9 protein-coding genes are annotated in these 13007 nt (G+C 73.2%); 4 read left to right on the forward strand and 5 right to left on the reverse strand.

Features of this window, described 5'->3' with window-relative positions; all coding sequences use genetic code 11:
* Positions 1-155: 155 nt before the first annotated feature.
* From ACZ7LS_RS20765 to ACZ7LS_RS20780, 4 genes are read left to right on the forward strand one after another with little or no spacing between them, the layout of a single operon-like run.
* Entirely contained in the window at positions 156-1274 is a 1119-nt protein-coding gene (locus ACZ7LS_RS20765; protein ID WP_382529973.1) for a glycosyltransferase family 4 protein, read from the forward strand.
* Positions 1271-2464 carry a glycosyltransferase gene (locus tag ACZ7LS_RS20770; protein WP_385136676.1) on the forward strand — a complete coding sequence of 398 codons (1194 nt, stop codon included), beginning with the start codon at positions 1271-1273 and terminating at the stop codon, positions 2462-2464. The genes ACZ7LS_RS20765 and ACZ7LS_RS20770 overlap by 4 nt, the downstream gene beginning before the upstream one ends.
* Positions 2461-3477 carry an SGNH/GDSL hydrolase family protein gene (locus ACZ7LS_RS20775; RefSeq protein ID WP_385136674.1) on the forward strand — a complete coding sequence of 339 codons (1017 nt, stop codon included), beginning with the start codon at positions 2461-2463 and terminating at the stop codon, positions 3475-3477. Before ACZ7LS_RS20770 ends, ACZ7LS_RS20775 begins: the two co-directional genes overlap by 4 nt.
* Complete coding sequence (locus tag ACZ7LS_RS20780; protein ID WP_382529967.1) at positions 3474-7076, forward strand: hydantoinase B/oxoprolinase family protein; 3603 nt, start codon at positions 3474-3476, stop codon at positions 7074-7076. The genes ACZ7LS_RS20775 and ACZ7LS_RS20780 overlap by 4 nt, the downstream gene beginning before the upstream one ends.
* 7 nt (positions 7077-7083) lie before the next feature.
* On the opposite strand, the gene ACZ7LS_RS20785 is transcribed toward ACZ7LS_RS20780, so the two are convergent.
* The 5 genes from ACZ7LS_RS20785 to ACZ7LS_RS20805 form a co-directional block, all read right to left on the reverse strand.
* Positions 7084-8571 (reverse strand): ABC transporter substrate-binding protein, encoded by a 1488-nt coding sequence (locus ACZ7LS_RS20785; protein WP_385136672.1) that lies wholly within the window; start codon positions 8569-8571, stop codon positions 7084-7086.
* Between the two features lie 5 nt (positions 8572-8576).
* Positions 8577-10538 (reverse strand): hypothetical protein, encoded by a 1962-nt coding sequence (locus ACZ7LS_RS20790; protein WP_385136671.1) that lies wholly within the window; start codon positions 10536-10538, stop codon positions 8577-8579.
* A 208-nt stretch (positions 10539-10746) separates the two neighbouring features.
* Positions 10747-11625 (reverse strand): 5-oxoprolinase subunit C family protein, encoded by an 879-nt coding sequence (locus ACZ7LS_RS20795; protein WP_385136670.1) that lies wholly within the window; start codon positions 11623-11625, stop codon positions 10747-10749.
* Entirely contained in the window at positions 11622-12245 is a 624-nt protein-coding gene (locus tag ACZ7LS_RS20800) for a 5-oxoprolinase subunit B family protein (protein ID WP_385136669.1), read from the reverse strand. Before ACZ7LS_RS20800 ends, ACZ7LS_RS20795 begins: the two co-directional genes overlap by 4 nt.
* The gene (locus ACZ7LS_RS20805) at positions 12242-13006 is read right to left on the reverse strand and encodes a LamB/YcsF family protein (protein ID WP_382529957.1); all 765 of its coding nucleotides are present in this window, start codon (positions 13004-13006) and stop codon (positions 12242-12244) included. The genes ACZ7LS_RS20800 and ACZ7LS_RS20805 overlap by 4 nt, the downstream gene beginning before the upstream one ends.
* Position 13007 lies beyond the last annotated feature (1 nt).

The following is a 13007-nucleotide window of genomic DNA, read 5'->3' on the forward strand; positions in this document are numbered from 1 at the left end:
TACGGCCGGAAACCTTCGCTCCGTGAGCCGGTCCGTACCGTCTGTGCGCCTTCGTCGCGTCCGGGGAACGTCCCGCGTCCAATGCTCACGGGACGTTCCCCACGCGGAAAGATCCACGTTGGCAGGGACACGCTCGGCGCGACGACAACACGGATATGCGCGTCGTCATCGTCACCGAATCCTTCCCGCCCGATGTCAACGGGGTGGCCCACTGCGCCCTCCAGACCGCCCGGCACCTCGCCGCCCGCGGTCATGATCCGCTCGTCATCGCCCCGGCCGTCGCCGGGGATGCCGAGATCGACGCACCGTGCCCCGTGGTACGCGTGCCCTCACTCCCGCTGCCCGGCTATCCGCAGGTGCGGGTGGCGCTCCCCAGCCGGCGCATCGCGGCGGCCATCACCGCGCACCGCGCCGAACTCGTCCATCTGGCCGGACCCTTCGTGCTCGGTGTACGCGGCATGACGGCCGCCGCCCGGCTCGGTGTCCCCGCCGTCGCCGTCTACCAGACCGACCTCGCCGGCTACGCCCGTACCTATGTGGGCGCGGGCGAGGCCGCGGCCTGGCGGCGGATCCGTGCCGTGCACACCGCCGCCGACCTCACCCTCGCGCCGTCCAGCGCCGCCGCGAACGATCTCGCCGAGCACGGCATCCCCCGGGTGCGGCTCTGGCCGCGGGGCGTGGACACCGTACGGTTCCGGCCCGAACTGCGTGACGAGGAACTGCGCGGGCGGCTCGCGCCCAACGGGGAGCTGATCGTCGGCTATGTCGGCCGGCTCGCCCCCGAGAAGCATGTCGAACTCCTCGCCGGGGTCTCCCGGCTGCCCGGCGTCCGCGTCGTGATCGTCGGGGACGGGCCCAGCGAGACCTCGCTGCGCGGTGCGCTGCCCGGCGCGGTCTTCCTCGGCCGGTCGACCGGTGACGAACTGGCGCGGACCTTCGCCTCGTTCGACGTGTTCGCGCACACCGGCCCCTACGAGACCTTCTGCCAGACCGTGCAGGAGGCCATGGCCAGCGGGGTGCCGGTGATCGCGCCCGCCGCCGGCGGACCGCTCGACCTCGTCGACCACGGACGTACCGGGCTGCTGGTCGCGCCGCACGACGCCGACGCCGTCACCGCGGCCGTGGAGGAACTCGCCTTCGCCCCCGCGCTCCGCGCCGCCTACGGGCAGGCGGGACGCGCCACCGTCGAGGGCAGGACCTGGGCCGTCGTCGGGGACCAGCTGCTCGGCCACTACTCCGAGGTGCTCGGCGCCCGTACGGCGGTGGTCGCGTGAGCGCGCTGAAGATCGTACGGCTGGCCAACTTCGTCACCCCCGCCTCGGGCGGACTGCGCACCGCGCTCCAGGAGCTGGGCAGCGGCTATCTCGCGGCCGGGCACGAGCCGGTGCTGATCGTGCCGGGGGAGCGGGAGTCCCACGTGGACACCTCGCAGGGGCGGGTGATCACCCTGCCGGGGCCCGTTCTGCCCGGCACCGGCGGATACCGGGTGCTGAGCGCGCGGCGGCGGCTGCGGGAGGTGCTCGAAGAGATCGGGCCCGACCGCCTCGAAGTCTCCGACCGCACCACCCTGCGCTGGACGGGGGAGTGGGCACGCCGCCATCGCATCCCGTCCGTGATGGTCTCCCACGAGACGGCGGACGGGGTGCTGCGCACCTGGGGTGTGCCCGGGGTCGCCGCCGGCCGGGCCGCCGACCGGCTCAATCTGCGCACGGCCTGGGCGTACTCGCGGATCGTCTGCACCACGGAGTGGGCGGAGCGGGAGTTCCTCAGGATCGGGGCCCGCAATGTGGTGCGCGCACCGCTCGGTGTCGATCTGCGCCGGTGCACGCCGGATCGGTACGACGCCGAGCTGCGCTCCCGGTACGCGCGTACGGGTGAAGTACTGCTCGTACTGGGCTCCCGGCTGTCGGTGGAGAAGCGCCCCGGCACCGCGCTCGACGCGCTCGCCGAGCTGCGGAAGCGGGGCGTCCCCGCGGTGCTGGTCGTCGCCGGAGACGGTCCGCTGCGGGCCGGGCTGGTGCGCCGGGCCCGCGCCGAGCGGCTGCCCGCGCTCTTCCTCGGCCATGTGCGCGACCGCGAGGCGATGGCCGATCTCCAGGCATCCGCGGACATCTGCCTGGCGCCGGGACCCGCCGAGACCTTCGGGCTGTCCGCCCTGGAGGCACTGGCGTGCGGCACACCGGTCGTCGCCAGCGCGTCGTCGGCGCTGCCCGAGGTGATCGGGGACGCGGGCATCGCCGCCCGGGACAACGCCTCGGCCTTCGCCGACGCGATCCAGGAGCTCCAGGCCCGCCCCGAGGGGGCGCGCCGCGCCGCGGCCCGCGCCCGCGCGGAGCTCTTCAGCTGGGAGAACGCGGTCGCCGCCTTCCTCGCGGCCCACGACCTCCCGCTCGGCGTACCGGTGCTGAACAAGGTCCCGTCGCAGGTCCAGCAGGTCCACCGGCCGGAGGGAGAGGCGAGATGACGACGGAGGCGGAGCGCGGCACACCGCCCGCGGACGCGGCCCCGGACCAGGAACGGCGCCAGGAAAGGCGCCAGGAAAGGCGCCAGGAACGGCACGAGATACGGGACCAGGCCCAGCTGGCGCCGGACCCCGTTCCGGACGCGCCCGCACCGCCGCGCGCCCTGCGCTACGCGGCCCTCGGGGACTCGCTCACCGCCGGGATCGGCGACCCCGTCGACGGCGGATGGCGGGGCTGGGCCGCCCTGCTCGGCGCGGGCGTGGGCGACCCGGGGACCGGCGTACGGTTCCACAACTTCGCCGTCAGCGGCGCGCTCACCCGCGACGTCGAGGAGAAGCAGACCCCCGCCGCCCTCACCTTCGCCCCCGACCTCGCCTCCGTCGTCGTCGGCGTCAACGACACCCTGCGCCGCGCCTTCGACATCCAGGACCTCGCCCTGCGCCTCGACCGCGCGTGCGGCGCACTCGCCGCGCACGGCACCGTACTGCTGACCACCTGTCTGCCCGACCCCGGCAGAATGCTCGGGCTGCCCGCGCCGCTCGCCCTGCCCCTCGCCAGGCGGCAGCGCGCCGTCAACGCCGTCGTCCACGCCCTGGCGGCGCGCTACGACACCGTCCATCTGCACATGGCGGAGGCGTCCTGGGTCGCCGACCGGTCCCTGTGGAGCGCCGACCGGCTGCACCCCGCAGAGCGCGGGCACCGGATGATCGCCGCGCGCTTCCACGCGCTGCTCGCCGAACGGGGACTGGCCCTCGGCCACGAGCCCTCCCTCGCGGCCGACCAGCCCCCGCCGAGCCGCGCGGCCACGCTGCGCTGGCTCGCCACCTCGGGCACCGGATGGGTGGCGCGCCGCTGCCGGGATCTCCTGCCCGAGCTGCTGCGGCTGGCGGGCGACGAGGTGACGCACTGGGCCCGCGGCACCGGCGCCCGGCTCGACCTGCACGCCGAACTCGCCCTCTCCCGCGCGCTCGCCGCGCTGTCGCCCGGCGCTCCCCTTGCCAGAATGGGGGAATGACCGGGCGCTGGGAATTCTGGATCGACCGGGGCGGCACCTTCACCGATGTGGTGGGCAGGCGCCCCGACGGAGAGCTGGTCACACGGAAACTGCTCTCGCACCATCCCGAGCGGTACCAGGACGCGGCGGTGGCCGGCATCCGGCTGCTGCTCGGTCTCGGTCCCGGCGAACCGGTGCCCGCCGACCGGATCGATGTCGTCAAGATGGGGACGACCGTCGCCACCAACGCGCTCCTGGAGCGGCGCGGTGAGCCGACCGTCCTCCTCATCACCGAGGGTTTCCGCGACGCCCTGCGCATCGCGTACCAGAACCGGCCCCGGCTGTTCGACCGCCATATCGTGCTGCCCGAGGCCGTCTACGAACGCGTCATCGAGGTCCCGGAACGTATCGACGCGCACGGCGCCACCGTACGGCCGCTCGACACGGACGCCGTCGCCGCCGCCCTCCGCACCGCCCACGAGGACGGCTTCCGCGGCGCCGCCGTCGTCCTGATGCACGGCTACCGCCATCCCGCGCACGAGAACGCCGTCGCCGGGGCCGCGCGGGCGGCGGGCTTCACGCAGGTCAGCTGTTCCCATGAGGTCAGCCCGCTGATCAAACTCGTACCGCGCGGCGACACCACCGTCGTCGACGCCTACCTCTCACCGATCCTGCGCCGCTACGTCGACGAGATCGCCCATGAACTCCGGGGCATCCGGCTGATGTTCATGCAGTCCAACGGCGGCCTGCGGGAGGCCGCCCACTTCCGCGGCAAGGACGCCGTGCTGTCGGGACCGGCCGGCGGGGTCGTCGGGATGGCCCGCACGTCGGGACAGGCCGGCTTCCGCCGGGTCATCGGCTTCGACATGGGCGGCACCTCCACCGATGTCTCGCACTACGCGGGCGAGTTCGAGCGCGAACTCGGCACCCAGGTCGCCGGGGTGCGGATGCGCGCGCCCATGATGAACATCCACACCGTCGCGGCGGGCGGCGGGTCCGTGCTGCACTTCGACGGCCAGCGCTACCGCGTGGGGCCCGACTCGGCGGGCGCCGTGCCGGGCCCCGCCTGCTACCGGCGCGGCGGCCCGCTCACCGTCACCGACGCGCAGGTGATGCTGGGCCGCGTCCAGCCGGCCCACTTCCCCGCCGTGTTCGGCCCCCACGGCGACCAGCCGCTGGACGTGGAGGCCGTACGGGAGCGCTTCGCGCGCCGGGCCGAGGAGGTACGGAAGGCCACCGGCGTCAGCCGCACCCCCGAGGAGGTCGCGGCCGGCTATCTGGAGATCGCCGTCCTGAACATGGCCAACGCCGTCAAGAAGATCTCCGTACAGCGCGGCCACGACGTCACCCGCTACGCCCTCACCAGCTTCGGCGGCGCAGGCGGCCAGCACGCCTGCGCGGTCGCCGACGCGCTGGGCGTCGACACCGTGATCGTCCCGCCGCTCGCGGGTGTCCTCTCCGCGTACGGCATCGGGCTCGCCGACGCCACCGCCATGCGGGAGCAGTCCGTCGAGACCGAGCTGACCGAACCGGCCCTGCGCCGGGTGCGCGAACTGTGCGACTCCCTCGCCGAACGCACCCGTGCCGAGCTGCGCGCCGACTCCGTCCCGGACGACGCGATCACCACGCGCGCGCGGGTGCTGCTGCGCTACGCGGGGACCGACGCGAGCCTGCCCGTACCCCTGGACGGGGCCGCGGCCATGACCGCCGCCTTCGTGGCCGAACACCGCTCGCGCTACGCCTTCACCATGGACAAACCGCTGGTGATGGAGGCGGTATCGGTCGAGGCCGTCGGCGCGTCCGGTCCGCACGCCCCGTACGCGCCCACGCCGCCCGCCGGGACCGGCGGACACGAACCGTACGCGACCGTCGGGATGTTCACCGAGGGACGGGTCCGGGACACCCCGCTGTACCGCCGCGAGGACCTGCGCGCCGCCGACACCGTGACCGGGCCCGCGGTGATCGCGGAGGCCGACGCCACGACCGTCGTCGAACCGGGCTGGCAGGCGGCTCCGGGCGAGCGGGGGCATCTGCTGCTCACGCGCGTACGGCCACGCCCCGCGCGGGTCGCGGTCGGCACGGACGTGGACCCCGTCCTGCTGGAGGTCTTCAACAACCTCTTCATGGCCATCGCCGAACAGATGGGCGTGCGCCTGGAGAACACCGCCCACTCCGTCAACATCAAGGAGCGGCTCGACTTCTCCTGCGCGCTCTTCGACTCCGACGGCAATCTGATCGCCAACGCGCCCCATATCCCCGTCCATCTGGGATCGATGGGCGAGACCATCAAGGAAGTGCTCCGCCGCAACGAGGGCGCGCTGCGGCCGGGCGAGGTGTACGCCATCAACGACCCGTACCACGGCGGCACCCATCTGCCCGACGTGACCGTCGTGACGCCCGTCTTCGACGAACAGGGCGGAACGCCGCGGTTCCTGGTGGCCTCGCGCGGCCACCACGCCGAGATCGGCGGCATCACCCCCGGCTCCATGCCCGCCTTCAGCACCACCATCGACGAGGAGGGCGTGCTCTTCGACAACTGGCCGCTCGTCAGGGACGGCAGGCTGCGCGAGGACGAGACCCGGGAACTGCTCACCACGGCCCCTCACCCCTCCCGCGACCCGGACACCAATCTCGCCGATCTGCGCGCCCAGATCGCGGCGAACGAGAAGGGCATCGCCGAACTGCGCCGCATGACAGACGAGTTCGGCACCGACGTCGTCCAGGCGTACATGGGGCACGTACGGCGCAACGCCGAGGAGTCCGTACGCCGGATCGTCGCCGGGCTGCACGACGGCGCGTACCGCTACGAGACCGACGGCGGCGCGGTGATCGAGGTCGCGGTCCGGGTCGACCGGGAAGCGCGCTCCGCCGTCATCGACTTCACCGGCAGCTCGCCGCAGCTGCCCGGCAACTTCAACGCGCCCACGTCCGTCGTGCTGGCGGCCGTGCTCTATGTCTTCCGTACGCTCGTGGCCGATGACATCCCGCTCAACAGCGGCTGCCTCGAACCCCTGGACGTGCGGGTGCCGGAAGGATCGATGCTCGCGCCCGCCCCTCCCGCGGCGACCGTCGCGGGCAATGTCGAGACCTCGCAGGCCATCACCGGCGCGCTGTACGCGGCCCTCGGCGTGCAGGCCGAGGGCTCGGGCACCATGAACAACCTCACCTTCGGCAACGACCGGGTGCAGTACTACGAGACCGTCGCCAGCGGCTCCGGCGCGGGCGACGGCTTCGACGGCGCGGACGCCGTACAGACCCATATGACCAACTCCCGGCTCACCGACCCGGAGGTGCTGGAGTGGCGCTATCCCGTACGGGTCGACGCGTTCGCCGTACGGGACGGCAGCGGCGGAAGCGGACACTGGCACGGCGGCGACGGCGTCGAACGGCGGCTGCGCTTCCTGGCGCCGATGACGGTGACGCTGCTGACCGGGCACCGCAGGGTCCCGCCGTACGGCATGGCGGGCGGCGGACCCGGCGCGCTCGGGAGCAACACGGTGGAGCGCGCGGACGGCACGGTCACGCCGCTGCGCGGCGTCGACTCGGCCGACGTGGGGCCGGGCGACGTCCTGGTCATGCGGACGCCGGGCGGTGGCGGCTACGGGACGCCGCCCCGCTGAGGCCAGGTCACTGCCCCTCGGGGGGCTTGCCCTGCGCGGAGGACACCTCGACGAGTTCGGCGCGGCCCCGCGCGTTGAGCCTCAGGATCGGGACGGCCTTGTTCCGCGGATTGCCGTTGTTCCGGAAGGAGATGAAACCGCTCGCCCCCGCCACCTGCTGCGGCCCGTTCATCTGCTGGAACATCCGGCCCACCGCGCCCCCGGTCACGGCCCCCGGGCCGCCCGCCGCCATCCGGACGCCCTCGGCCGCGGTCAGCACCGCGTCATGGGCCATGAGGTCCTGGCCGTCGTAGCGGTCGTCGCCCGGAAACCACGTGTCCAGCAGGCCGTTCTCCTGGAAGTACCGCGCGGAGCGTTCGGAGACCCGCCCGGGATCGGCCCGCCACATGTCGCGGTGGGCCAGCCCCGTGAAGAGCACCGTGACATCGTTCTCGACGGCGTGGGCGATCTGCTCCCGGTCCAGGTTCGAGGTGTCGTCACCGGCGAGGACCGTGAACGTATGGTCCGTGCAGCTGCGGTTGGCCAGCGAATCGAGGAAGTTGGTGAGATGCCGGCCGCGGCCCGCGAAGTAGATGACCTGCGGCCGGGTGTCACAGAGCTGCGCGGGGAAATAACGCAGTTCGTTCTTCCAGGCGCCGCCGGGCACCGACGAGTCGAACGTCATCCGCTCCGCCACCAGCCGGTGGCCGGTCTTCTTGTCGGGGAACGCCTCGGTGAACGCGGTGCCCAGGGTGGCCGCGTACAGATTGGTCGTGGCGGCGTCCTGGACGACCACCGCCGTACGCAGCTTCGTGGACCGCTTCAGATAGGCCGCCGCCGCGTACGCCTCGTCCACGTTGGTGGGCGAGACCCGTACGAAGCCGGGGATGCCCTGGATGTTGGTGGCGGTCATGGTGCTGGCCACGGTGGCGAGGCCGCTCTCGGAGAGCTTCCTGAGCGCCGCCAGATTCGGGCCGGTGCTGGGGCCGAGACCGGTCACGGCCACCAGCTTGTCGTCCGAGTCCTTCCGGGCGATCAGCTCGTCCACGGTGTGGTTCCAGTGCGCCGAACTGCTGCCGGTGTTCGCGATCAGCAGCCGGATCTTGGGCGAGGAGGCGAGATCGCCGCGGTTGTGCCGGTACTGCGCGAGATAGGCGCCCTCCAGCTCGTGCCGCACCGAATCCTCGGAATTGCTGTCGTCGTTGGTGAGCGTGAAGGAGGTCATGTACGCGACGCTGACATACGGCTCCTTCTTGGCCTCCTTGCTGACCAGGTCGTTCTCCTCCTTGATCTTCTTCACCACGGTGGCCAGATGGTCCGCGAAATGGAACGAGCCGTCGGTGACGCCCACGCACTCCTTGTCCTCGCCGCGCTTGACGACCCCGTCGTCGCACCGGGCCCGTACGTCACCGATCCAGCGGACGCCCAGCGGGACCGCCACCGCGAGCACGGCGACGATGACCACCCCGATCACCACGCGGCGCACGATGTGCAGCGGCCATTCGAGTCTGCGCATCCCGCTCACCCCTCGCTCGTGGACGTCAGCGGATGGCGCCAGTGGCGATAGCGCTCCGCCTCGTTGAACAGCGCCACGACATCGTTCCTGCGCAGCCGCGACAGCTGGTTGAACCCGTCGGCGATCAGATCGTTCAGCCGCATCCCGGGGTCGGCGAGCGGATCGCTCCACACCCAGCGGGTGATGATCAGCTCCCGGATCACCCCTCCGGTGGTGACCGCCTCGCCGGGCTCGCCGGGACCGAGCCCGGCCAGCAGATCCAGTGGACCGCCCAGGGAGACGAGCCGGTTGGGCGCGGCCGTGATCGCGTTGAACTCACTGATCCACTGCGCCGCGGGCACCCGGGGGAACCGCCCGACCAGATGGGCGGTCACCTCCTCGATCCGGCCCCAGGCCAGCCGGTGGTACATCTCCTGGACCGTGCGCCCCACGGATCCGAAGTGCTCGGCGAGGAGTTCGTGCACGGTGTCCCAGTCGTCGGGGCGCCGGGCCAGCCGCCACAGCAGCAGCCGCCGCGGCCAGGGATGGAGGGCCGGCGTCACACTCCCGGGGCCGAGCAGCAGCCAGCGGGCGCGCATCTCGCCGAAGAGCGGGTCCCCGGGGCTGAGCACCCGCGTACCGATCGACAGATCACGCGCGGCGGCGCACTCGGCGAGCGTCGCGCGCCGTGGTTCGTCGATGCCCTGGAGTAGATGGTCGAGCGCCGCGTCGGCGAGCGTGAGCGTCTCCTCGCCGTCGCGCAGCGTCCGGTCGGGCAGCCCGCGCAGCCAGCGGTCCTGCTCGGGGCCGTCCTCGGCCGGTACGTCGGAGTGCCGCAGCACCTCAAGGACCTGGTGCACGGCGCTGGGCAGCCCGCAGGTCAGCCGGTGCACGAAGGGCGCGAGGCGGGTGAAGGGCGCCAGATCCGGGTGGCGGCGCAGCTCCAGTTCGATACGGATACGGACCTCGTCGAGGTTGAGATCCCGCAGCCGCAGCGGATACCACCAGGTGTCGTCGCTGTCGCGGGTCGGCCGGTGCTCGCTCCAGTCCGCCAGAGAGGCCCGGTCGGGGCCGCGCAGCTGCCAGGGCCACTGGTCGCCGGTGGCCGGACCCCAGCGCGGCAGCCAGCGGTTGGAGCTGGCGACGATGGTCAGCGGGTCGCAGGAGAGCCCCGCCACCACGGTGTCGTCGTGCCGGGCGCGGATCAGCAGATCGAGGAAGCGACGGCCGTACTCCGAATGGGAGTTGTCGAGCAGCAGCAGATACGAGCGGGGCGTGAACGAGTGGGCCGCGTTGCCCCGCAGATCCGCCAGGAACGCCGAGAACAGCACGCGGTCGAGCCGCTCCTCGTCCTCCGCGTCGCCGTCGTGCCGCCACAGGTTCAGCTCGACCAGCGCCTCCCACGGGTCCTGGCTCCGGATGAGCGGATGCCCGCCGTACCACGCGGCGCTCCCGGTGAACTTACGGCCGGGCAGCCGGCGACGGCCGCGCCGCAGGGCGTCCCGCAGCAGCGCGAGGGCGGCGGTCGACGCGCCGTCAGGGGCTCCCACGGCGCCGCCCGCCACCTCGAAGAACGCGGCCAGATAATCGCCGTAGCGGGCCTCGGCCCGTTCCTGGAAGGCGTCCAGCTCCCGCCGGATATTGCGCCGTCCCTCGGCCAGGCTGGTCATCCGCAGGTCGTGGTCGGAGGCGAGCAGTCCGAGGGTGAGCCGGGGGAAGTGGGAGCGGCGGTACCGCGGCAGCTTCCGTTCGAGCTGCCGGGCGAGCAGCCCCAGACCGTAGCGCGGCAACAGCCCGTGCTCGGCGGCGAGATTGACATAGGCGAACGGGTTCTCGGGGCCGAACTGCTCCATCAGCGCACTGTGCGCCTCACTGGCACCACTGCCGCGCGGGCCGAGCAGCATCGTCACCGGCCGTTCCGCGGTGGGCTGCTGTCTCAGACACTCGTCGACGAGGGAGATGATGCCGTTGCGGCCCCTGAGGCCCATGCGCACTCCGGAATCCGTCACGCGCATCAGCCCCCCCGAGCCACGCGCCCCGCACAAGTGGGGCGACACCGTCAAGTCTACCGGAGTGCCTTACAACTACAGTTGATTTTACGGAGGTTGCTGAGTCGCACCGTGAACCTGCCCGGACCGGGCCGCCGCGCACAGCGGCTCCCTGCCCCATTCACGTCGGCCGGCGGCCTCCCCGGCGTCATCCGGCGGGCCGGTGCCGTACGACCACGAACCGCACGGGCGTCCCCGGCGCGGCCTGCGCCGCCGCCGGGAGGTCGCGCTCCGCCACGACCGCGATCACCGGATAGCCGCCGGTCGTCGGATGGTCGGCGAGGAACACCAGCGGCCGGCCGTCGGGCGGCACCTGCACGGCCCCCGTCACCATGCCCTCGCTGGGCAGTTCGGCGGAGACGGCGCGCTCCAGCGGCGGGCCCTCCGTACGCAGCCCGATACGGTTGCTCGCGGCCGAGACCCGGTAGGCGCGCGTGGCCAGCGTACGCAGGGCCGTAGGCGTGAACCAGTCGTCGCGCGGCCCGAGCCGTATCCGCAGCACCAGCTCGGCGGGCGGGGCCTGCGTGGGCACCCCGTCGACCCGGGCCGCTCCCGACGTCACCCGGCCCAGCGGCAGGACCGTACCGTCACGCAGCGGCGCGGGCCCGAGGCCCGACAGCAGATCCGCCGACCGGCTGCCGAGGACCGGCTCCACCGCCACCCCGCCGCCGAACGCCACATAACTCCTGACCCCGGAGACGACCCTCCCCACCTCCAGCAGCGCGCCCGCGGGCACCCGCACGGGAGCGCCCCAGGGGGCGGGGCGCCCGTCGACCAGGACCGGGCACGGCGCTCCTGCGACCGCCGCCGTCACCGCGCAGCGCGGCCGTACCGCACAGCCGTCGAGCGTCGTCTCCAGCGCCGCGGCGCCCTCCGGATTGCCCACCAGCCGGTTGACCAGCCGCAGCGCCGGCGGATCGAGCGCCCCGGAGCGCGGCACCCCCAGATGGGCGTGCCCGTACCGGCCGAGGTCCTGCACGGTGGTCAGCGCCCCGGAACGTACGACGGAGAGAGCCCGGTCCGTCATCGGCCGGCCGCCGTCGGCACGAAGCGCACCCGCGTCCCGGGCGCGAGCAGCGCCGCGGGCACCCGCGCCGGATCCCACAGGACGGTGTCCGTCGTCCCGATGAGCTGCCAGCCGCCGGGGGAGGAGCGCGGATACACCCCGGTGTACGGGCCCGCCAGAGCGACCGAGCCCGGCGGTACGGCGGTACGGGGAGTGGGCCTGCGGGGTACGGCGTACCGCGCGGGCAGTCCGGTGAGATAGCCGAAGCCGGGCGCGAACCCGCAGAACGCGACCCGGAATTCGGCCGCAGAGTGGATCCGTGCCACCTCCTCGGGCGGCACACCCCACAGCGCGGCGACCTCCGCCAGATCCGGACCGTCGTAACGCACCGGCAGTTCCACGGTGTCCGGCACGCGCGTGTCCGGCGCCTCGGCCCGCCAGCCGTGGAGCCCCGCGGCGAAGCCCGCCGGATCGTCCAGGCCGTCGAGCAGTACGGTCCTGGCGGCGGGGACGATCTCCCGCACCGGCGGCAGGACGCCCGCCGCGCGGCGGCGCAGCAGCTCGGCGTGGAACGCCGCCGTCTCCTCGCCGTCCGCCAGCTCGACGAGGACTGCCCGGTCGCCGACCGGCAGCGCCCTCATACGAAGGACTCCACCCGGACGCCGGACGTCTCCAGCCGGTGGCGCACCCGGCGGGCGAGATCCACGGCGCCCGGGGTGTCGCCGTGCAGGCACAGCGAGCGGGCGCGGACGCCGACGGACCGTCCGTACAGGGAGGTCACCACGCCGAACCGGGCCATGGACACGGACCGTTCCACCACCGCCGAGGGGTCCGTGATCACGGCGCCCTCCTGCCCGCGCGGCACGAGCGTGCCCTCCGAGGTGTAGGCGCGGTCCGCGAACGCCTCGGTGACCACGGGCAGTCCGGCCTTCTCCGCCACGTCATGGAGCAGGGAGCCCGGCAGGCCGAGCAGCGGCAGCCGCTCGCCGGTCAGCAGCACGCCCTCCACGACGGCCTCGGCCTGCTCCGCGTCATGGACCACCCTGTTGTAGAGGGCGCCGTGCGGTTTGACATAGGCGACGCGGGCGCCCGCCGCCTTCGCGAACACCTCCAGCGCGCCGATCTGGTAGGCGACCTCGGCGGCCAGCTCGTCCGCGGGCACCTCCATCGAGCGGCGGCCGAAGCCGGCCAGATCGCGGTACGAGACCTGGGCGCCGATCCGGACCCCGCGCTCGGCGGCCCAGCCGCAGACCCGCCGCATGGTGGCCGCGTCCCCGGCGTGGAAGCCACAGGCCACATTGGCGCTGGTGACGACGGAGAGCAGCTCCTCGTCCTCGGTCAGCCGCCAGTGGCCGAAGCCCTCGCCCAGGTCGGCGTTGAGATCGATGGACGCCCAGGTCATG

Source organism: Streptomyces sp. NPDC039430 (assembly GCF_055639435.1).